The sequence below is a fragment of the Polyangium jinanense genome, assembly GCF_028435365.1.
In genome coordinates this window covers 179,102-197,321 of the sequence record NZ_JAGTJJ010000014.1, presented here as the reverse complement: position 1 = coordinate 197,321, position 18,220 = coordinate 179,102, and the positions used below count along the sequence as shown (strand labels likewise).

Sequence of the window (18,220 nt, the reverse complement as noted above, 5' to 3'; positions counted from 1 at the left end):
TGGTCTTGCCACCGGCCTGTGGGAAGAACTGCGCATCGCGCAGTTCTTCCCCAAATGGTCCAGGGCTTGCCCTGGTTCGGGTCGAGGGGCGAACAGCCCCCGCGGGGCCCGGGGCAGCGCCCCGGCGCGACGCCTCGCGATGAGACCAATGCTCAGGCTTCCGGGGGCGGCGCACCCGGATTCTCAAGGCGCCGGGATCATCTTCTCGCATTCCACGTTCAAGCGGTGCCATTCATAAGGCACGTCGATGATGTCCACCTTCGACACGTCGTCCACCGGCAGTGCGTACGAGGTTGGGTTCAGCGGCGGTGACGGCATCCCGCACCCGAAGCCGCACGGGCCGCATTGAGAGACCGGGTCGCGGTGAATCTGGGGGCTCAGGCGGACGATCACCACCCGGCCGCCGGGGGCCGAGGCGAAGTGGTACTCCGGGCGGAGCTCGCAACCACAGGAGCTCCCGGCCGAGCATTCGGTCGTGGCAAACACGATTTTCGAGGGGGCATTCTCGGCCGCCGCCGTGGCCACGATGGACTCCTGCGCGTGCAGGCCACGCTCGGGGGCCTTGGCGAGTACCGTCGGCGGAGGACGGTCGGACCTGGGATTCTCTGGGGACAATCCGGGGATGAACTCAATGACGACGGTGGGCGTGATCCGCTCGTACCCGGGCGTGGCCAGGGCGCCCGCGATCGCCGATGCAAGGCTCTTGCGGTTTTTCGCGTCGAGTTCCTCCTGGAGCGCTCGAACCTCCGTGGGCTCCACGCAAGATGCGGCCGGCGACGCAGCGCCGCGGCATCCAGCAAGGGCGATCGACAGCAACAGGATCGAAGGGCGGAAGCGCATGTCACACGCTGTACACGGGTCCACGCCGGGATGCAATCGGGCGGCATACCCGTCAGCCCGGATGCTGTTGGGTCGTATCCATCAATGTTGTGGCCTGGTTCCAGAGGTCGCGCGAGCGCTCCTCGTCTCCGTGCTCGCTGACCCTGAAGGACATGTAGATGAGCGCGTCGATCTTGCCCCAATCGTTGCCGATTTGTTCATGGATCGCGATGGCTTGATTCAAGAGGTCGAGCGCGCGCTCCACGTCACCCTGCTCCGCGGTAAGCTTCGCTATTGGGCTGAGCGTTTCCGCTTTGCCCCGCGCGTCGTCCATTTGCTCATGGAGCGGGATGCATTGGTTCCAGAGGTCGAGCGCGTACCCCAGGTCCTCCCGCTCCATGAACGCCGCAAAGTCGTACAGGATCGCCGCGCGCTCCCGCAGGGCCGAATCTGACTCCGCCCCGCGGGTCGCTGCGAGGGCCTGCTCGTAGCGCGCACGCGTCGGCGTCGTGTCCGGCGCGTCGCCGTTCGATTCCAGGGTCGGCTGTTCGTCACCCATGGTCGTCCTCCCTCTCCGTGGATGGGCTCATCGCCGTCGACGCAGCCCGGCAAAGCTCAGTCGCGCGGGCGTTCGCACTCGAAGACGTGCCCCCAGCGTGGATCGAGCGAGAGCCAGATCGGAGACGTGTCGGGGTGGAAGTTCCCTCCGCCCAGCGGGAGCGCGCCCTCCCAGACACGCTCCGTGATGCATCCTTCGAGGCCCAGGTCCGCAGGGCCCGCGCGGAAGGTCGATCCGTCGGGGCACACGAGCGTGAGGGGCATGCCCGACGTGAACGAAATCGTCGCGCCGGTCGGCCCCTCGAGGACGTGTACCCGGGGCGTGTCCGTCCTCGTCCCTGTCTCCGGGCCCGTGTCGCGATAGCGGAAGCAGGTCTTGTTCGCGACGCGCACCTCGATGTCGAGGGCCCAGGTGGGCGCGTTCGGCGCCTCGGGTCGAAAGAGCACCTCTGCATTCGAGGATGTGCAGGTTTTTTGGTCACGCGCGAGCGTGCCCTCGATCGGGAGAGGGCCGAGGCAGGCGCGGATCTCGCGCTTCATCGTCTGCCAGCAGTTGTCCTTTTGGCGGACCCATTCGCAATCGAGCCGCTTCGAGGCGTCGTTCGACGCCGAAGGCGCGGGCGCTTCGTCGGAGAGCGGGTTCGACGCGCTCGCTGATCCCTGCGGAACGGCGTCTCTCGTGCAGCCGGGGAGGGAAGCGGCGAGCCAGAGGATGGGGACGAGGAGGGCTCTGGGGCGCGGATGCATGGCGATGCCACGGCGTGGGCCAGGCGAGGGCACTCTACGGGAGGGAAGGCGAGGGGTTCAAGGGCGTCCGGCCGTAGCCGCCTCCGCAGCCGCCTCCGCAGCCGCTGCCGCCTCCGCCGCCGCTTCCGCTTCCGCTACCGCTACCGCTTCCGTTTCCGCCGCCGTGGGCACGAATCCGCTGGAAACGAGGTCGGAACGTTCCTGGCGCCGTCCTCGTCGGGCTAGAAGGATGGGGGGAATGTTCTGCGGTGCGTCATCGCCAAGCTAGAAGGCAGCGGGGAACGTTCCCGGGTGCGTCATAGCGCGACGATGAAGAAGGGGAGGACGTTCCCGGATGCTTCGTAGGCAAGCTGCGACGATGGAGCGAGTGTTCCACGGCGCGTCATCGCCAAGCGAGAAGGAAGCGAGGAACGTTTCCGGCTGCGTTTTAGCGAAGCGATGAGGACGGGGGGCGCGTTCCGCGGGGCTTCCTCTCGTGGCGAGGAGGCCGCGGGGGCCGTTCTGTGCCGACTCGTCGCTCAGCGAGGAGGATGAGGGAAACGTTTCGAGCTCCTTTGGAGCGAGGCGGTCCCGCATGGCTGTCGCTTCCGCCTCCGTTCACCTGTCGGATTTTTGACGCTCACGCAGGGTGTTCGCGTATCGTGATCGCGTGTCCCGGGAAACGATGCGTGTTCCACCGAGCGAGCGATGGGAGCCCTTTGGCACGCACCTGCACAGGATCGAGTCTCCCGACCTGTACTACGTTCGCATGCGAGGGGATGTGCTGGGCGAGGACATGCGCTCGCAGATCAACGTGCTCCGAGCGCTCGCCAAGCGCACCGGGGACGGCGTCTTCTGGATGGCGGACGTCACGGCGATGGGCACCGTCACGACGGAGGCGCGGCGCGCGGTGGCGGCGAATGAATTCCTAGGTGTGCGCGAAAGCCTCCGTGGCTCGGCGATCATCGGCGCCTCGTTCACGGCGCGCGTCGTGTCGACCCTCATGATGCGCGCCGTACGCGCCCTGGAGCCGACCAGGATCCGGCCCGTGGCGTTCGTCGAAACGGAAGCCGAGGCGCGCGCCTTTCTCGAACAGTTCCGAATGCACGGAGCCGGCGTCGCAGGCGCGCTGTAGGCCCTAGCCCCGCGCCCCCGGAATCCGCGCCGCGATCCACCCGACGATATCGCGCAGCACGTCCTCCTTGCCGACGTCGGCCAGCAGATCGTGGAAATGCCCCTCGTACAGCTTGAGGGTCTTGTCCTTCGATCCAGCCTTCTCGTGGAAAAGCTGGCTGCCATGCGGCAACGTCACCTTGTCCAGGGTGCCGTGCATGATCAGCACCGGCAGCGTGATGAGCGGGAACTCCCGCTTCAGCCGCTCGTCCGCGCGCACCATTTCGGCCACGGTCTGCGTCGGATACCCCATCCGCTCGATCAGCGGGTCGTTCTTCATCCGCTCGACGAAGCTCTTGTCTCGCGAAAAATCGTCATCCTCGAGCTTGAGCACGTGCGCATGCGGCGCGATGTGGCTCAGGCCCTTCAAAATCGCCAGCGCGAAGTCCGGCGCGGGCACCTCGTGCGCGAAGCTCTCGCAGATGAACCCCGCGAGCTCCTCGCCGTGCTCGAGCGTGTACACGCTCGAAATGACGCCGCCCGCGCTGTGCCCGAGCAGGAAGACCGGAAGACCGGGCTCCCGCGATTTCGCCAGGCGCACGAGCGTGTGCACGTCGTCCACGTACTCGGAAAACTTCTCGACGTAGAGCCGCTCGCCCTCCGAGCGCCCATGCCCGCGGTGGTCGAGCGCGTACACCGCAAACCCATGCTCGACGAACTGCTCCGCGGTCCACTCGTACAGGCCGCTGTGGGCCTTGAAGCCGTGGACCACCACGACCACGGCGCGCGGCGTCCCCGGGCGCCACGAGCGCATGAAAATCTTCAGCCCACCTGTGCCCTCGAACGTCTCTTCCTTCATCTCGAGCGTCCCTTCCGGTTCTCGCGTGGCGTACGCGCTCACGGGCGCGGGTATGGCCGAGATCCTCGGCGGAGGAAATCCGACCAAAGGTGGGTGTTGTCCCCCTCCATCCGGACGATCCCGTACAGCTCGGGAAGAAAAACAGGTAGGGTAGGGGGCGTAGATGCACCGCGGCTCGCCAGCAAAAGAAGCCCACTTGCAGGCCGGAGGCGAGCTGCGCGGCATCCTCGACGAGCTGCCCGGTCTCGTCTGGAGCGCCCGCCAGGACGGATCACTCGAGCTCTTGAGCCGCCGGTGGGGTGAGTACACCGGCAAGGCCGACGCGGAGCTCCTCGGGTGGGCGTGGGCGGAGACGGACCTGTTCCACCCCGACGATCACGCGAGGGTCCTCGAGACGTGGGCCGCGTTCCGCGCCTCCGGCAAGGAGGGGCGCATGGAAGCGCGTCTCCGGCGCGCCGACGGGGTCTACCGGTGGTTCCAGATCCAGGCCGGGCCCGTGCTCGACGACCACGGCGGCGTCGTGGCGTGGTGGGGCCTGAACACCGACATCGACGACCAAAAGCAGGCCCAGGCCCAGGCCGCAGGCGAGCAACGCCTCCTCGAGATGATCACCCGCGGCGAGCCGACCTCCGCCATCCTCGCAGGCGTCGTGTACCTCGTGGAGCGTGGTTCGAGTGGCCTCCGCGCCTCGATCCTCCTGCTCGACGAGGATGGGCTGACGTTGCGGCACGCCGCGGTGGTGAGCCTGCCGCGGAGCTACACGGTCGCCATCGACGGCACCCCGATCGGCCCGAGCGCATTCTCGTGCGGGACGGCGGTGTGGCGGCGGGAGCTCGTGGTCATCGCCGACATCGAGAACGATCCGCTCGGGGCTCTCTTTCGAGCAAACGCGCTGGCCCACGGCCTGCGCGCCTGCTGGTCGCTACCGATGCTCTCGTCCGACGGCCGCGTGCTCGGCGCGTTCGGCATCTACGCCACGGAGCCACGAACGCCGACGAAATCCGACCTCGATCTGCTCGAGCGATGCTCCCGCGTCACGAGCATCGCGATCGAGCGCAGCCAGTCGGAAGAGGCGTTGCGGCGCAGCGAGGCCTACCGCGCCGAGGCGGAGCGCTTGAGCCGCACCGGGACCTTCGGCTTCGACCTCCTGCGCCGCGACTTCACCATGTCCGACGGCATCTGCGAGATCGTCGGCTTCCCGAGCAAATCCAGGCCCACGTTCGCGGAGATCGCGAGCCGCATCCACGACGACGATCGCGAGCGCGTGGCGGATGTCGTGCGGCAGGCGCTGCGCGACGGCGGGACCTTCGATTACGAGCACCGCCTCGTGATGGAGGACGGATCCGTGAAGCTCGTCCGCGTCGTCGGCCGATCCCGCGTCAACGCCGCGGGGCAGCACGAGATCGTCGGCGCCGCGACGGACATCACGGCGAGCCGGCGCGCGGCCGACGAGCTGCAACGCGCGCAAGCGGCCCTCACGCACGTCTCGCGCGTCACGACGCTCGGCGAGCTCGCGGCGTCGATCGCCCACGAGGTCAATCAGCCGCTCGCGGCGATCATCGCCGACGCGAACGCCGCGCTGAACTGGCTCGCCACCGATCCGCCCAACCTCGAGCGGGTGCGCGAGTCGCTCACCGCGGTCATCGGCGACGGCGAGCGCGCAGGCATGGTGCTCCTGCGGATCCGCTCGCTGCTGTCGCGCTCGCCGCCCCGCCATCGCGCGTGCTGCCTCAACGACGTCGTGCGCGACGTCGTCCCGCTCGTGGCGCCCGAGCTCGCGCGGCAGGGGCTCGTCGTGCAGCGGGTGTTGTCGCCCGATCTGCCGCAGGTGTCGGGGGATCCGGTGCAACTGCAGCAGGTGGTGCTGAACCTGATGCTCAACGCGGCCGAGGCCTCGAAGGACATGCCGCCGGCGCGGCGCCGCGTGGTGATACGGACGTTCGTCGAGCGGCGCGCGAGCGGGGACTTCGTACACGTCGCGGTCGAGGACGCGGGCGTCGGGCTCGACCCCGCGATCGACAAGGCACGCCTGTTCCACGCGTTCTACACGACGAAGGAGAACGGACTCGGCATGGGTCTTTCCATCAGCCGCTCGATCATCGAGCGGCACGGCGGCAAGTTGTGGGCTCGCCCGAACGAGGGCTTCGGCGCGACGTTCGCGTTCGCGATCGGGGCATTGCCATGAGCTCGAAAGATCCGGTGGTCTTCATCGTCGACGACGACGAGTCCGTACGTGACGGGATCGGGCGGCTCCTCGGCTCGATCGGGCTCGCGGTCGAGACCTTCCCGACCGCGGAGGCATTTCTCGATGCGCGGCGAGACGACATCCCCGGTTGCCTCGTGCTCGACGTGCGGCTGCCGGAGCTCGGCGGGCTCGAATTGCAGCAGCGGCTGCTCGAGGCCGAGGTTCCACGGCCGATCGTGTTCATCACCGGGCACGGCGACATCCCGATGTCCGTCCGCGCGATGAAGGCCGGCGCGATCGAGTTCCTGACGAAGCCGTTCCGCGCCGAGGAGCTCATCCGCGCCATTCGCGAGGCGCTCGCGCAAGATCGGGTCGCGCGGGAGGAGGCGGAGCGGCTCGCGGAGCTTCGGCGCCGGTACGAGAGCCTCTCGGCGCGCGAGCGCGAGGTGATGGCGGGCGTCGTGGCGGGGCGCTTGAACAAGCAGATCGCCGCGGATTTCGGGACGCGCGAGACGACGGTGAAGGAGCAGCGGGCGCAGGTCATGCAGAAGATGCAGGCCTCGTCGGTCGCCGAGCTCGTGCGATTCGCCGCGCAGCTTTCGGACGACGCGCGGCGATCCCCGTCGTCACGGCGCGGGTAGCCTTACATGGACACCCGACTTTGGTCGGGTTTCTGGGCCGGTTCGGTTGCGATACACGCTTCTGGCGCTGATTGCTTCAGGAAGGAGCTCAACCATGACTACGGCCACTGCCATCACCACGCCCAACCAGTTCGTCGAGTCCAATGGCCGGCGGATCGCTTACCGCTCGATCGGGACGGGTAAGCCGATCGTGCTGTGCACGCGCTTCCGCGGCAACATGGACGTCTGGGATCCGGCCTTCCTCGACGCCCTGGCGGCGCGTGGCTTCCAGGTCATCACATTCGATTACAGCGGCCTCGGGCTCTCGACGGGCGAAAAAGATTATTCGCCCGTCGCACTCGCCAAGGACGCGCGGGATCTGATCGAGGCGCTCGATTTGAAGAGCGTGGTGATCAGCGGCTGGTCGCTCGGCGGGCTCGCCGCCCAGGTGGTGGTGGCCATGTTTCCCGAGCGCCTGAGCCACGTCGTCCTGATCGGCACCTCGCCGCCCGGCCCGAACGTCAAGCCCGCGGAGCAGCTCTTCTACGACACGGCGGGGAAGCCCGTGAACAGCTTCGAGGACGAGATCATTCTGTTCTTCGAGCCGCGGTCCCAGGCGAGCCGGGAGGCCGCGCGGCGCTCGGCGGATCGGATCGCGCAGCGCACCGAGAATCGCAGCGTCCCCGTCCCCGCCGACTGGGCCGCGTCCGTTCTCGGCGATAAGCCGAAGAGCCCGCTGTTCCCCGCCGATCCCATCCTTCAGGCCTTGAAGGCCACGACGTTGCCGATCCTGCACGTCGCCGGGGATCACGACATCATCTTCCCGGTCGAGAACTGGTACGCGCTGAACCAGGAGCTCCCGACGGTCCAGCTCTTGACCTACCCGCGCGCCGGCCACGGGCCGCACCACGAGCACCCCGAAGCCACGGCCGAGCACATCGCGACCTTCGTGCGCAGCACGTCCTGACGGAGCGGATACCATGACCACGAAGGTGTATCCCGCCGACGCGACCGGGATCCTGTTCATCGACCCGTACAACGACTTCCTCAGCGAAGGCGGGAAGCTCTTTCCGCGCCTGAAAGAGACAATCGAGGCGAACAACGTCCTCGAGCACCTCCGTCAGATCGTCGCGGCCGCGCGGGGCGCCGGCATTCGCATTTTCGTCGTGCCCCACCACAAGGCCGAGCCGACGGACTTCGCGACCTGGAAGCATCCGACCCCTTATCAGCTCGCGTCCGCGAAGATGCAGGTCTTCCAGAAGGGCTCGTGGGGAGGTGAGTGGCACCCGGATTTCGCGCCGAAGGAAGGTGACGTCGTCATCAAGGAGCACTGGGCGCAAAACGGGTTCGCGAATACCGACCTCGACCAGCAGCTCAAGCAGCACGGGGTTTCGCGGGTCATCGTCATCGGCATGGTGGCGAATACGTGCGTCGAGGCCACCGGGCGATTCGCGATGGAGCTCGGCTATCACGTGACGCTGGTGACAGACGCGACGGGGGCCTTCGGGCCCGAAATGATGCACGCCGCCCACGTGCTCAACGCGCCGACGTTCGCGCACGCGATCGTCAACACGTCGGAGCTTCTGGCCTCGCTTTAGTACGCCTTTTCGGAGAGCTCCGACTCCGGATACCCCACGCCGGCCCGGTGATACAGGGCCGGCCCGGTATTCTCCAGCAAGCACTCCCGCGTCCAGCCGACTTCGAGGAGGAAGCTCCCCCAGAGCTTTCGGCTCTTCTCGTCCGCGAGCAGATCCGACCGCTGGAAATGCCACCACTCCATGCCGATCGGCTGCCCCGGCGCGGGCACGGTGATCGCGTCGCCGGGCATGATCAGCACGCTCGCCGGCACGCTCGTCGAATCCGCCGGCGCCGCGTAACCGATCTCGAAGATCGGGTTCAGCGTCACCGTCCAGCTACTCGCCTTCGGTTTGGCCGAAGGCACCGTCGCCCCGGTGTTTTGCTTGACGTTCTGATTCGCGGGCGCCTGCTGTTCCAGCGCTTGCGGCCGCTCCTCGATGTATTTCGCCCACGCCTCGCCCGATTGCACCGGCGGCTGCGACTCGTCGGAGACGACCACGTAAAACGGCTTGTCTCCGTATTCGCGTAGCTTCGCCGCGACCTTCTTCGCGTCCTCGATCTTCGCCGCCGACCAGGAGAGCGTCACCGTGAGCTGCGGCGTGTTCGTTTTGACGCTCTTGGCGATCTCCTTCTTCGCGTCCTTGAGCGTCCCGGCCCATCGGCGCATGAAATCGGCGTCCAGCGCGGGCACCGTCGACTTGAGCTTCGTCGATTTCCCGCGGGACACCGTCACCACGTCGTCGTCCGTCTTGCTCGTCTTCGCCTTGTCGAGCGCGTCGGCGAGCGTGACGAGCTCGGTCGCCTTCACCGTCTTTGTGGCCTGTCCCCAGCCCGATTTGAACGAGCTGATGCGGCCGAGGTGGAGGAGCTCGCCGACGGCCGTGATGTCGAGATACGCGCCATGGTCGCCCGCCTCTGCCGCCTTCCCCGGCTCGTGCTCGGCGAAGAACTCGGACGCGGTCATCGTGGCGCCCTTGATTCCGCCTTCCGGGTGCCAGGCGTCGTACATCCACCGCTCGATCGAGGCCCGGTAGTATTTTGCAAAGAAGCCCGCGGGATTCGCCTGGATCTCCGCGAGGAGTTTTTCGATGGCCGGCAAGAGCATCGCCGCCGCGATGGGGGTCTTCGATTGCTCGTCCCGCAGCGCCACGAGCCGCTCCACAAGGGGCGCCGCGTGCGCCGCCGCGTCCGCCACGCCGGGGAGGGATTGCTTGGCCGAGCCGTGAAGCCGCCATTTCACGCGGCCATCCACGACCTCACGCGTGTACGCCACCGGCCAGCCCGAAACCGTGTCCACGAAGCCGCTCGCAATGCCGAGATCCATGGCGAGGCCCGTCTTGTGAATGGACCGCGCGCTCCGCCCATACCCGGCCTTGCCGATGTCGACCTGCGCGCTGCGGAACGTGTGGTTCACGCAGATCCCGTGCTCGAATCCGAGCGCCTTCACGAGCTCGCTCCAGCCGTGCAGCGATTGCGCCGCCTCGGGCCGCATCCAGTTCAGCCAGCCCCGCGGATCCATCATCGAGACCAGGATCGCCCCCGGCTTGCGCAGGCCCTGCAAAAGCCACGTCTTCAGCGCTTTGCCCGTCGCCGCCGTCACCACGCCGTCGGCCGCGTCCGGTTTGTCCGCCGGCGCCGCGATCTCGCTGCCGTCGAGGTAGGCCCACGCATTCGCGATGTTCGTCGCGGTCTTCACGTCGGCCTGCTCGGCCTTGATCTTCCCGTCGAGCGTGATCTTTTGTTTCTTCTGATCCTCGGTCAGCGCCTTCTGCTTCTTCAGCGCCTTGAGCTCCGCCTGCATCGCGGAAAGCGCGCCGCGATCGACCTTCGGCGCGAAGTTCGCCCCGTAATCGACGTACGCCGCATGCGGGCCCGACGCGCCGCCGCCATTCACCTGGAACGCCCGCGACCGCGCATCCTGCTGGTATCGATAGACCGCGTTCATCGTGCGGACGTCGAAGATCCCGTCGTTCACGCCGCCGGATTTGTCGGCATCCGTGCCCGCGTCCGGCAGGTAAGGGAAGTTCGACGTGCCCACCATGTACCGGAGCGCGCCGAGGTGCGCTTGCAATCGCTGCACCTGCTTTTTCACCGGCTCGCACGCCGCGAAAGGCATGTCCCGGAAGAGCACCCAGCCTTCATAGAGATCCGCGCCGGCCGGCAGGAGGCCCTTCGATTCCTCGGGCACCTCGAGCGTGGGCGCGTCCGCGCGTACCGTGAGCGCCCTGGGCTCGCCGAAGGCCTTCGATCCCGCGTTGAGCTCCGCTTCGATCCGCAACGCGAGGTCGAGGCTCGGGTGCTGGATCAAATACACGTCGTACGATTGCCCCTGCTGGAGCTTGTACGCGTCGGGGACCTGATCGAAGCACGTGGGCGAGGCGTGATCGATGGGTGGGCCGAGGTACCCGGTCGCGTCCGTCATGCCGAGCACGTACGGCGGCACGGGCCCCGCGGGCGTCTCCTCGCTCGTCCACATCGCAGCGATTTTGCTACCAATCGTGGGATCCCCGGGTTTGGGTGGAGTTTTTCGGAAGAGGACGAAGAGGTTCGGCAGCACGTGGCCAGCGGTGCACGCGACCTTCGTGATCTTCAGCGTCGGGACGCAATACGTCGTCACGGCGCTCGACGCGCCGCCGCCGGGGGTTCCGCCGTCGCCGCTCATCGCTCACCCTCTTCGAAAAAGCCGTCGTTCACGTCCACGAACTCGCCGAGCTCTTCCTCGTCCGGCGCCTCCTCGGGCGGATCCTCGGCGGGCGCCTCGGCCTTCTCCTCGGCCACGCTCTCGGGCTCGGTCCCGAGCTTCTTGTCGCCAATGAAAGCCCCCTCCTTCGACACCACGAGCCCCGTCACCACGTCGAGCCATTTCTCGGCCCCGATCCGTACCGAAATGCGATACGCGCCTGGCGGCACGAGGCGGAACGTGTAAAGGACGATCCGCCTGGAAGGGTCGGGCTTCGCGTCCGCGTCGCTCGCGAGGAGGATTTTTTCGTAATGGCCGTCCTCGCTCCGGAGGCGGACCTCGTCGTCCTGGAGCGGATCGTCGTCGAGGTCCATCTCCAGGGGGACCGTGAGATCCACCCCGGAGAGGACGATCGTATTGAAATCCTTGCCCCGCGGGTTGCCGAACGCGACGTCGTGGGTTCGCTCCATGGTGCGTGCCTTTGGGTTCCCTCAGGAGCCGTGTTTTTCCTCGAGCGTTTTTTTCGTCGCATCGTCGAGCTGGCCCGTGATCTCGAGCTTCTCGTCGTGCTGGAAGAGCGCGAGCGCCGTGCGTGTGCGTTTGCCAAGCACGCCGTCCGCAGGGCCCGGATTGTATCCGAGGTTCGCGAGCCGCCCCTGCGCCCCGGAGACGCCGCCGTCCTTCGCGTCGAGTGGGTTCAGGTGCCCGAGCCGGAGGTGAATCACGCGCCCCGCGATCGTGAGTTTTCCGGTGGTCTCGGAGACGGGGACCTTCTGTTCGAGTTTCCCGTCGCCGTCAGTCTTGCCTTCGTGCTTCTCGCCCCCGACCTCGAGCACGTACGCCTCGCCCGCGAGGGGTTTCCCGTTGTGGCCTTCGAGCTTCAAGCGAAGCTCTTTTTTCGGCTGGCGCAGGCGGAATCGATGGAGCTTGCCGGTCGCGAGGCCCTCCTCGACCTTGAGCTCCTTGTCGGGGATCACAATCCTGTCGCCGGGCTCGAGCACGTTCGGGTTCGCGCGCTTCTTTTTCAGCTCGGCGTTGTCGGGGTGATCGTAGAGGACCCGATAATCACCGAAGCCATATCGCTCGGCGATCTTCGAGAAGCATTCGCCTTGCTGAACGACGTGAATCGGCATGGTTTTTCCGCTCGCGAGCCGGGGGGCGAGGCTGTTCACGGTATCATGCCCACGTCTCGGTCGTAAACGATCGGGGTGTGATCCGCCCCGCGTGGACGAGCCCCGGCGTCAGGTGCGTCGGAAGGAATGTGTCAGGAAGCCCCCGGTGCGAACGGTCCGTCGCACCGCTTGTACAACACGGGGGAAACATTGTAAGGGATGACGAGGGCATGCAGACCTTGCCGGTGATGCACGACGCGCCGACCGAGCTTGACGACGCTGTGTCGCGTCGTGCGCAGGCGCGTATCGGCACGGTGCTGCGATCCAAGTGGCGCATCGATCGTGTGCTCGGCATCGGCGGCATGGCCGCGGTCTACGAGGGCACGCACAGGAACGGCAAGCGCGGCGCCATCAAGATGCTCCATCTCGAGCTCTCGGTGGACCCCGAGGCGCGCGCGCGCTTTCTCCGCGAAGGGTACGTCGCGAACAACGTCGGCCACCCCGGCGCCGTGAGCGTGCTCGACGACGACGTGGCCGAAGACGGCTCGGTCTTCGTCGTGATGGAGCTGCTCGAAGGCAAGACCGTCGAGGCGCTCGCCGGGCAGAGGCCCTCGGGTCGCCTCGGGATCACCGAGTCGTTCCGCCTCGCCGATCAGCTGCTCGACACGCTCGCCGCCGCGCACGACAAGGGGATCGTGCACCGCGATCTGAAGCCCGAGAACATGTTCCTCACGAAGGACGGCGTGCTCAAGGTGCTCGACTTCGGGATCGCCCGCATGCGCGAGGTGCAGTCGTCCGCGAAGATGACGAAGACGGGCAACGCCATGGGGACGCCCGCATTCATGCCGCCGGAGCAGGCCCTCGGCGAGTGGAACCGCGTCGACGCGCGCTCGGATCTGTGGGCCGTGGGCGCGTCGCTGTTCACGCTGATCACGGGCCGTCACGTGCACGACGCGCCGACGCTGAACCAGCTCCTGCTCAAGGCGATGACGCAGCCGCCCCCGCCGATCCGCGTGGTCATGCCAGGTGTGCCCGCGGAGGTGGCCGAGGTGGTCGACAAGTCGCTCGCCTTCGACATGAACGCGCGTTACCAGGACGCGCGCAGCATGCAAGCCGCCGTGCGCAAGGCGATCGCGTGGCTCGACAAGCACGGCGAGCCGCAAAACCTCGCGCCCGTCGCCGCGGTCGGCACGACGAACCCCGGCGCGGTCGACAGCCACATGGTCACGCTGAGGCGCGATCCCTCGGCGCCGATGCTGACGCCGACGTCCGCGACGCCGGCGCGGGGGGTGATGATCGGCGGCGCGGTCGGCACGCTCGTGCTCGGCGGCGTGATCGCGTTCATGGTCTTCGGGCGTGGATCCGCGGAGGAACCAGTGCCCACGCCGGTGCCGTCTTCGACGACGACCGCGAGCAGCGCGCGTGTGGAGGCAGCGGCGCCGAGCGCGCCGCCCTCGGTGTTGCCGGTCGGTCCGGCGCGCGTGGTGAACGAGGACGCGGGCGCCCCGCCGCCCGTTCCTTCGGCCACGGCCAGCGCGACGAAGAAGGGGCCGGCCGTCAAGAGCGGGGCGGACTTCGGCGAATGGGGAAAATGAACACACCCGTGCGGAGCCTCTTCCGGGGCGCGTGTTTCGTCGCGGCGCCGCTCGCGCTGGCGATCGTGATCGGCGGCGCCGCGCACGCGGACGAGAAGGCCGACAAGGCGCGCGCGCAGCAGCTCTTCGTCGAGGGGCGCAAGGCGATCGAGGCCGGCGACAAGGCCACGGGCTGCGCGAAGATGCGCGAGAGCATGGGGCTCTTCGCCGTGGCGAACACGCTCTTCAACGTGGCGCAATGCGACGAGGGCGAGGGGAAAATCGCCGGGGCGCTCGAGCACTGGGAGCGCGGGCTCGCGCTGATCGACGCCAAGGATCCACGCGCGAAGGTGGCGAAGGAGCGCATCAACGCGCTCTCGCCGCGCGTGCCGCGGCTGCGCATCGTGGTGCCGCCGGGGCAGCCGGTGTCTGCCGTCGTGCTCGACGGAACGGAGCTCTCGCCGACGACGCTTTCCGCGCCGCTCTACGTCGAGCCCGGGAGTCACACGATCGTGGTGCGCGCCGAGGGGCGCCCGGACCGCAAGCACGAGCTCACGCTGGCCGAGAAGGAGCGCACGGAGTTCGTGGCGACGCCGGCGGCGCCGGGGCCTTCGGGGTCATCGTCGGCGAACGTGGTGCCCACGGCGACGGCGTCGGCGACGGGGGGCGGGACGCCGCCGCCGCCTTCGAGCTTCCGGCGCACGGCGGGGTTCATCGTGGGCGGCGTGGGCGTGGCGGGGCTCATCGCGGCGGGGGTGACGGGCGGGGTCATCATGTCGAAGGCCAGCGGCTTCGACGCGTGCAAGAAGACGCGCGATGATGGCGGGTCGTGCACGATCGAGCAGGCGGACGTCGACACGTACAACAACCTGCTCGTGCCGAACGCGGTCGCGTGGGGCGTGGGGATTGCCGGCGTGGGCGTGGGCCTCGTGCTCGTCTTGACCGCGCCGTCCTCGAAGGAAGGGGAAGCGGGCAAGGCGTCGTTCGTGCCCGTGCCGATCGTGGTCCCGGGCGGGGGAGGAATGGGTTTGTCCGGGAGGTTCTGATGCGGAATGTTCTTTTTATCGCGGCCACTTGGAGCATCGTGGCGCTTGGTGGTTGCCTTCTTTCTTATAAGAGCGGGGAGTACGACGGGCTCGTCGGCGATGGGCGGGACGGCGGCGCGGCGAGCGGTGGAATGGGCGGGACCGGTGGCACGGGCGGCTTGGGCGGCTTGGGCGGCTCGGGCGGCGCGGACGCCTGCCATCCGGCGTTGTGTGACGCGACGTCGACCTGTTCTTCCAACCCGGGGTGTCCATCGCTCGCGTGGTCGGCGCGATGGGGGGCGGGCAATCAGCAACGGGTGCACGCGATCGCAAGCAACGGGACGCAGATCGCGCTGGCCGGGGAGTACAACGGGGAGAGCTTCCAGATCGGCGAGGGGTCTCCGAGGACGTTGGGGCTCGAGTCACCCAACACCGGCTACGAAGCCTACGTCACGCTTCTCGATGGCAATGGAGTCGCGACGTGGGCGGCGCCGGTCGCGCTCGGCATCGGGTATCAACCGCGAACCGCGCGTGCGGTGGCGTTCGCGGGCAGCGACATCGTGGTCGCCGGGTCGCGCGCTTCGGCCGAGGGCGGGGACCCGGATATCGACGTGTTCGTCCGGAAGTTCACGCCCGGCGATAACAACGGCATCCTCGAACAAGCCACGTTTCAGTTCGGGGGCGATGGTCGGGACGAGGCCGTCGCCGTCGTCACCGACTCGACGGGCGCGTTCTACGTCGCGGGCACGATGACCGCATCCTCGTCGAAGCCCGTCATTTGCGGCATGTTGACCCACACGCCCAAGAACGGCATGTTCGTGGCGGGATATGATCCGACGGGCTCTTGCATGTGGTTTTTCCAGGCGGGGGTGGAGGGCAACGTCCAGCCGACGGCCCTGGCCCTCGACGAGAAGCTCGGGCTCCGTGTCGTGGGTCATTTCGAGGGCACGCTGACGCTCGCGAACGACAACGTTCTCACGGCCGAGTCGGGCAGAACGGATTCGTTCGTCGCCGGGATCGATATGTTCAACGGCAGCCTCACGACGGCGACGCAGATCAAGGCGGAGCCGGGAGGGGCCGTGCGGGTAACGGCCGCGGCCATGGGCAGCCTTGACGGTACGGTGTACATCGCCGGGCAGCTCGAAGGAAAAACCTCGGTCGAGCCCGCCCTCTTGGGCGACAAGGAAACCGCGGCGTTCGTCATGGCCCTCCGGACGGGGAGCTCCTGGAGGCAGGTGTTCACCGGTGGGAATCCGCTGGTGTTCGAAAAAGCCGCTGGGACGAGCCTCACGCTCGTTTCGGACAGTCTGCTCTTCGGTGGCCTGTTCAGTGGCGTCATCGATATCGATCCGTTGTCGTCGTCGGGCACATTCGAACGCGCAGGGGCGAACCCGTTCCTCGCGAAGCTCGCCACGATCGATGGCTCGCTCTCGTGGTTCGACATCTACGACGGGAAAGAGCAGACGCACCTCCCGGCGTCCTTCCACGTGACGGCCCTCCAGAATGAGGTCGTGCTGGCCGGGAACTGGATCACCTGGTTCGATTTCTCCAAAGACGGGAGCAAAACGCTGCTTCCCAAGGGCGACGGCGTCAGCGACGACGACATCATCGCCGCGAAGATCACCCCCGAACCCTGACGCACGCCACGCGCGCGGGCGGCCGCGTCGTGGTGGACGACGGCAATCGGCGCGGGACGAGAGGAGATTCCCATGAGAACGGTTTTCTCGGTCCTGGCTGGTTGTGGCCTCGTGGCGCTCGGCGGCTGCATCCTCGTCTACGATTCCGGTGCGTACGACAATTCCGTCGGGATCACCGGCGGAGGTGGTTCTGGCGGTGGCGACGAGGCGGGCGGCGCGGGCGGCGCGGGCGGCGCGGGCGCTGCGGGCGGCACCGATGCGTGCCGGATTGAGCTCTGTCACACGCAGGAGACGGAGGCGAATTGCACCCCGGTCACCTGTCCGACTCTGACGAGCCGCAGAATCGAGGCTCCCAACGAGCAGGATACGCGGGCGCTCGCGGTGAGTCAGGTGACGGGGGACGAGCGGATCTACCTCGCCGGGCGATTCCGAGGCTCCATGACCGTCGGCAGCTCGACCATCACGAGCGAGGGCGGGATGGGCATCGACGACGCATTCGTGGTGGCGTTTGATCCCCAGTTCGTCGGCAACTGGGCGCGGTCGGTCGGCAAGGCGCTCGATCCCGCGCCAGCGATCGGGTACCACCCGCGCGTGGCGAATGGGGTGGCGTTCGGCGCTGGGAACGCCGTGGTCGTCGGCGGGACGTACCGGCAAAACGATCCGCTCGACGTGGACGAGGACCTCAACGCCTTCGTGCGGGCGTTCGACCCGCATCTCGACACCGTGAAATGGTCGAGGACGTTCGGCGGCGCAGGGCTCGACAAGGTCGTCGGGGTGGCTGCGTCTCCGCAAATGGCTTATGTCCTCGGGTCGCTCGCGCCGTCGACGGTGGGCCCGACCGACGTCACGATCATGTGCGGGGTGACGAGCAGCGGTATCATCCCGACCAATGAGCAGAATACCGTGCTCATTCAGTTCGATCCGATGGGCAATTGTCCCTGGATCCTCCGCTTCCACGGCGGGTTCCACAGGCCCACGGCCATCGCGGCGAGCTCGACGAATGACATCTACATCGCCGGCACGTATTCGGGGAAGCTCGACGGGACCGGGAAGGCGCCGCCGGAGATCACCGAGGGGACCGCGATGTTCGTCATGAAGGTGGGATCCAACCAGAATGTCGCGTGGGTGAAGACCTTCCACAACCTGAGCGGCACGGCGATGCCCAGGGCCATTGCGGTCTCCGGCAGCGACGAGGTCTTCGTGACGGGATCCCTCCAGGGCGACATGGATTTCGGGGACGGTCTCCACCAGGTCAAACAAGATTCGCCGTTTGTCCTCGTGCTCGATGCCGGCGGAAACGCCCCGCGGACCCTCGTATTGCCAGGGGCCATGGCGACCGGACTCGGCATCTCCGTGACCTCGCCGGGCGATCAAGCCTTCGTGACGGGGACGTTTTTCCCCACCCTCGACATCGATGCGAGCTCGCCCGGGTTCGAAATGGATGAATCCACCGGAATGAGCGCGTTTCTCGCGAAGATCGACCCGCAGGCCGCGCTCCTCGGCTTCGATTTGCTCGGGACCGGCGAGGCGCCCATCCCCCGCTGGCTTCCGCTCGCGTCGTTTGGATCGAGCGTCTATCTCGCGGGCGGTTGGACGAAGAGGCTGCGATTCGAGGGCGAGAGCGTCATGCCCACGGACCTCGACCTCCTCCTCGCGCGTATTCAGCCCTGACCGACGTTCCGTCCGGCACGCCGCTGGGGATGCACCCATGGTAGCCTGCCTCTCCGTCAAGGA

Annotated in this window: 16 protein-coding genes; 9 read left to right on the top strand and 7 right to left on the bottom strand. The window is 67.5% G+C overall.

What is annotated here, in order from left to right:
* Window positions 1-183: 183 nt before the first annotated feature.
* Genes KEG57_RS24150 through KEG57_RS24140 form a run of 3 tightly spaced genes read right to left on the bottom strand, consistent with a single transcriptional unit; the run spans window position 184 to window position 2,124 of the window.
* Complete coding sequence (locus KEG57_RS24150) at window positions 184-840, bottom strand: hypothetical protein (RefSeq protein ID WP_272458825.1); 657 nt, start codon at window positions 838-840, stop codon at window positions 184-186.
* Window positions 841-892: 52 nt separating this feature from the next.
* Window positions 893-1,378: a hypothetical protein gene (locus KEG57_RS24145; RefSeq protein WP_272458824.1), complete on the bottom strand. Its 486-nt coding sequence runs from the start codon at window positions 1,376-1,378 to the stop codon at window positions 893-895.
* A gap of 56 nt (window positions 1,379-1,434) precedes the next feature.
* Window positions 1,435-2,124 carry a hypothetical protein gene (locus KEG57_RS24140; protein ID WP_272458823.1) on the bottom strand — a complete coding sequence of 230 codons (690 nt, stop codon included), beginning with the start codon at window positions 2,122-2,124 and terminating at the stop codon, window positions 1,435-1,437.
* 664 nt (window positions 2,125-2,788) lie between these two features.
* Between KEG57_RS24140 and KEG57_RS24135 the strand changes: the two genes are divergently transcribed.
* Window positions 2,789-3,238 carry an STAS/SEC14 domain-containing protein gene (locus KEG57_RS24135; protein ID WP_272423261.1) on the top strand — a complete coding sequence of 150 codons (450 nt, stop codon included), beginning with the start codon at window positions 2,789-2,791 and terminating at the stop codon, window positions 3,236-3,238.
* A 3-nt stretch (window positions 3,239-3,241) separates the two neighbouring features.
* Here the strand turns inward: KEG57_RS24135 and KEG57_RS24130 are convergent, their stop codons facing one another.
* Window positions 3,242-4,075, bottom strand: a complete 834-nt coding sequence (locus tag KEG57_RS24130; RefSeq protein ID WP_272423260.1) for an alpha/beta hydrolase — start codon at window positions 4,073-4,075, stop codon at window positions 3,242-3,244.
* A 163-nt stretch (window positions 4,076-4,238) separates the two neighbouring features.
* On the opposite strand from KEG57_RS24130, the gene KEG57_RS24125 reads away from it, so the two are divergent.
* The 4 genes from KEG57_RS24125 (at window position 4,239) to KEG57_RS24110 (ending at window position 8,478) form a co-directional block, all read left to right on the top strand.
* Window positions 4,239-6,260, top strand: coding sequence for a PAS domain-containing protein (locus KEG57_RS24125; protein ID WP_272458822.1), 2,022 nt, complete (start codon window positions 4,239-4,241; stop codon window positions 6,258-6,260).
* Window positions 6,257-6,901: a response regulator transcription factor gene (locus KEG57_RS24120; RefSeq protein ID WP_272458821.1), complete on the top strand. Its 645-nt coding sequence runs from the start codon at window positions 6,257-6,259 to the stop codon at window positions 6,899-6,901. Before KEG57_RS24125 ends, KEG57_RS24120 begins: the two co-directional genes overlap by 4 nt.
* Window positions 6,902-6,995: 94 nt before the next feature.
* On the top strand, window positions 6,996-7,847 hold the full coding sequence (locus KEG57_RS24115; protein WP_272458820.1) for an alpha/beta fold hydrolase: 852 nt from the start codon (window positions 6,996-6,998) through the stop codon (window positions 7,845-7,847).
* Window positions 7,848-7,860: 13 nt separating this feature from the next.
* Window positions 7,861-8,478, top strand: coding sequence for a cysteine hydrolase family protein (locus KEG57_RS24110; RefSeq protein WP_272423256.1), 618 nt, complete (start codon window positions 7,861-7,863; stop codon window positions 8,476-8,478).
* On the opposite strand, the gene KEG57_RS24105 is transcribed toward KEG57_RS24110, so the two are convergent.
* Genes KEG57_RS24105 through KEG57_RS24095 form a run of 3 tightly spaced genes read right to left on the bottom strand, consistent with a single transcriptional unit; the run spans window position 8,475 to window position 12,310 of the window.
* A complete protein-coding gene (locus KEG57_RS24105; RefSeq protein WP_272458819.1) occupies window positions 8,475-11,120 on the bottom strand; it encodes a hypothetical protein in 2,646 nt (881 codons plus the stop codon). The two genes, KEG57_RS24110 and KEG57_RS24105, sit on opposite strands and share 4 nt — an antisense overlap.
* The gene (locus KEG57_RS24100; RefSeq protein WP_272423254.1) at window positions 11,117-11,608 is read right to left on the bottom strand and encodes a hypothetical protein; all 492 of its coding nucleotides are present in this window, start codon (window positions 11,606-11,608) and stop codon (window positions 11,117-11,119) included. Before KEG57_RS24100 ends, KEG57_RS24105 begins: the two co-directional genes overlap by 4 nt.
* Window positions 11,609-11,629: 21 nt before the next feature.
* A complete protein-coding gene (locus tag KEG57_RS24095) occupies window positions 11,630-12,310 on the bottom strand; it encodes a PGRP and LysM peptidoglycan-binding domain-containing protein (protein WP_272423253.1) in 681 nt (226 codons plus the stop codon).
* A 170-nt stretch (window positions 12,311-12,480) separates the two neighbouring features.
* Here KEG57_RS24095 and KEG57_RS24090 point away from each other — a divergent pair, with 170 nt between their 5' ends.
* The 4 genes from KEG57_RS24090 to KEG57_RS24075 all read left to right on the top strand — a co-directional run bounded on the left by KEG57_RS24090 (window position 12,481) and on the right by KEG57_RS24075 (window position 18,157).
* Window positions 12,481-13,845, top strand: coding sequence for a serine/threonine-protein kinase (locus KEG57_RS24090; protein WP_272423252.1), 1,365 nt, complete (start codon window positions 12,481-12,483; stop codon window positions 13,843-13,845).
* The gene (locus tag KEG57_RS24085) at window positions 13,842-14,870 is read left to right on the top strand and encodes a hypothetical protein (protein WP_272423251.1); all 1,029 of its coding nucleotides are present in this window, start codon (window positions 13,842-13,844) and stop codon (window positions 14,868-14,870) included. Before KEG57_RS24090 ends, KEG57_RS24085 begins: the two co-directional genes overlap by 4 nt.
* Window positions 14,870-16,486: a hypothetical protein gene (locus KEG57_RS24080; RefSeq protein WP_272423250.1), complete on the top strand. Its 1,617-nt coding sequence runs from the start codon at window positions 14,870-14,872 to the stop codon at window positions 16,484-16,486. Before KEG57_RS24085 ends, KEG57_RS24080 begins: the two co-directional genes overlap by 1 nt.
* Window positions 16,487-16,558: 72 nt before the next feature.
* Window positions 16,559-18,157 carry a hypothetical protein gene (locus KEG57_RS24075; RefSeq protein WP_272423249.1) on the top strand — a complete coding sequence of 533 codons (1,599 nt, stop codon included), beginning with the start codon at window positions 16,559-16,561 and terminating at the stop codon, window positions 18,155-18,157.
* Window positions 18,158-18,220 lie beyond the last annotated feature (63 nt).

What these genes read in the sequence shown, in the direction of transcription:
- KEG57_RS24150 (WP_272458825.1), bottom strand. Translation starts at nt 840, where the DNA reads ATGCGCTTCCGCCCTTCGATCCTGTTGCTGTCGATCGCCCTTGCTGGA.
- KEG57_RS24145 (WP_272458824.1), bottom strand. Translation starts at nt 1,378, where the DNA reads ATGGGTGACGAACAGCCGACCCTGGAATCGAACGGCGACGCGCCGGAC.
- KEG57_RS24140 (WP_272458823.1), bottom strand. Translation starts at nt 2,124, where the DNA reads ATGCATCCGCGCCCCAGAGCCCTCCTCGTCCCCATCCTCTGGCTCGCC.
- KEG57_RS24135 (WP_272423261.1), top strand. Translation starts at nt 2,789, where the DNA reads ATGCGTGTTCCACCGAGCGAGCGATGGGAGCCCTTTGGCACGCACCTG.
- KEG57_RS24130 (WP_272423260.1), bottom strand. Translation starts at nt 4,075, where the DNA reads ATGAAGGAAGAGACGTTCGAGGGCACAGGTGGGCTGAAGATTTTCATG.
- KEG57_RS24125 (WP_272458822.1), top strand. Translation starts at nt 4,239, where the DNA reads ATGCACCGCGGCTCGCCAGCAAAAGAAGCCCACTTGCAGGCCGGAGGC.
- KEG57_RS24120 (WP_272458821.1), top strand. Translation starts at nt 6,257, where the DNA reads ATGAGCTCGAAAGATCCGGTGGTCTTCATCGTCGACGACGACGAGTCC.
- KEG57_RS24115 (WP_272458820.1), top strand. Translation starts at nt 6,996, where the DNA reads ATGACTACGGCCACTGCCATCACCACGCCCAACCAGTTCGTCGAGTCC.
- KEG57_RS24110 (WP_272423256.1), top strand. Translation starts at nt 7,861, where the DNA reads ATGACCACGAAGGTGTATCCCGCCGACGCGACCGGGATCCTGTTCATC.
- KEG57_RS24105 (WP_272458819.1), bottom strand. Translation starts at nt 11,120, where the DNA reads ATGAGCGGCGACGGCGGAACCCCCGGCGGCGGCGCGTCGAGCGCCGTG.
- KEG57_RS24100 (WP_272423254.1), bottom strand. Translation starts at nt 11,608, where the DNA reads ATGGAGCGAACCCACGACGTCGCGTTCGGCAACCCGCGGGGCAAGGAT.
- KEG57_RS24090 (WP_272423252.1), top strand. Translation starts at nt 12,481, where the DNA reads ATGCAGACCTTGCCGGTGATGCACGACGCGCCGACCGAGCTTGACGAC.
- KEG57_RS24085 (WP_272423251.1), top strand. Translation starts at nt 13,842, where the DNA reads ATGAACACACCCGTGCGGAGCCTCTTCCGGGGCGCGTGTTTCGTCGCG.
- KEG57_RS24080 (WP_272423250.1), top strand. Translation starts at nt 14,870, where the DNA reads ATGCGGAATGTTCTTTTTATCGCGGCCACTTGGAGCATCGTGGCGCTT.
- KEG57_RS24075 (WP_272423249.1), top strand. Translation starts at nt 16,559, where the DNA reads ATGAGAACGGTTTTCTCGGTCCTGGCTGGTTGTGGCCTCGTGGCGCTC.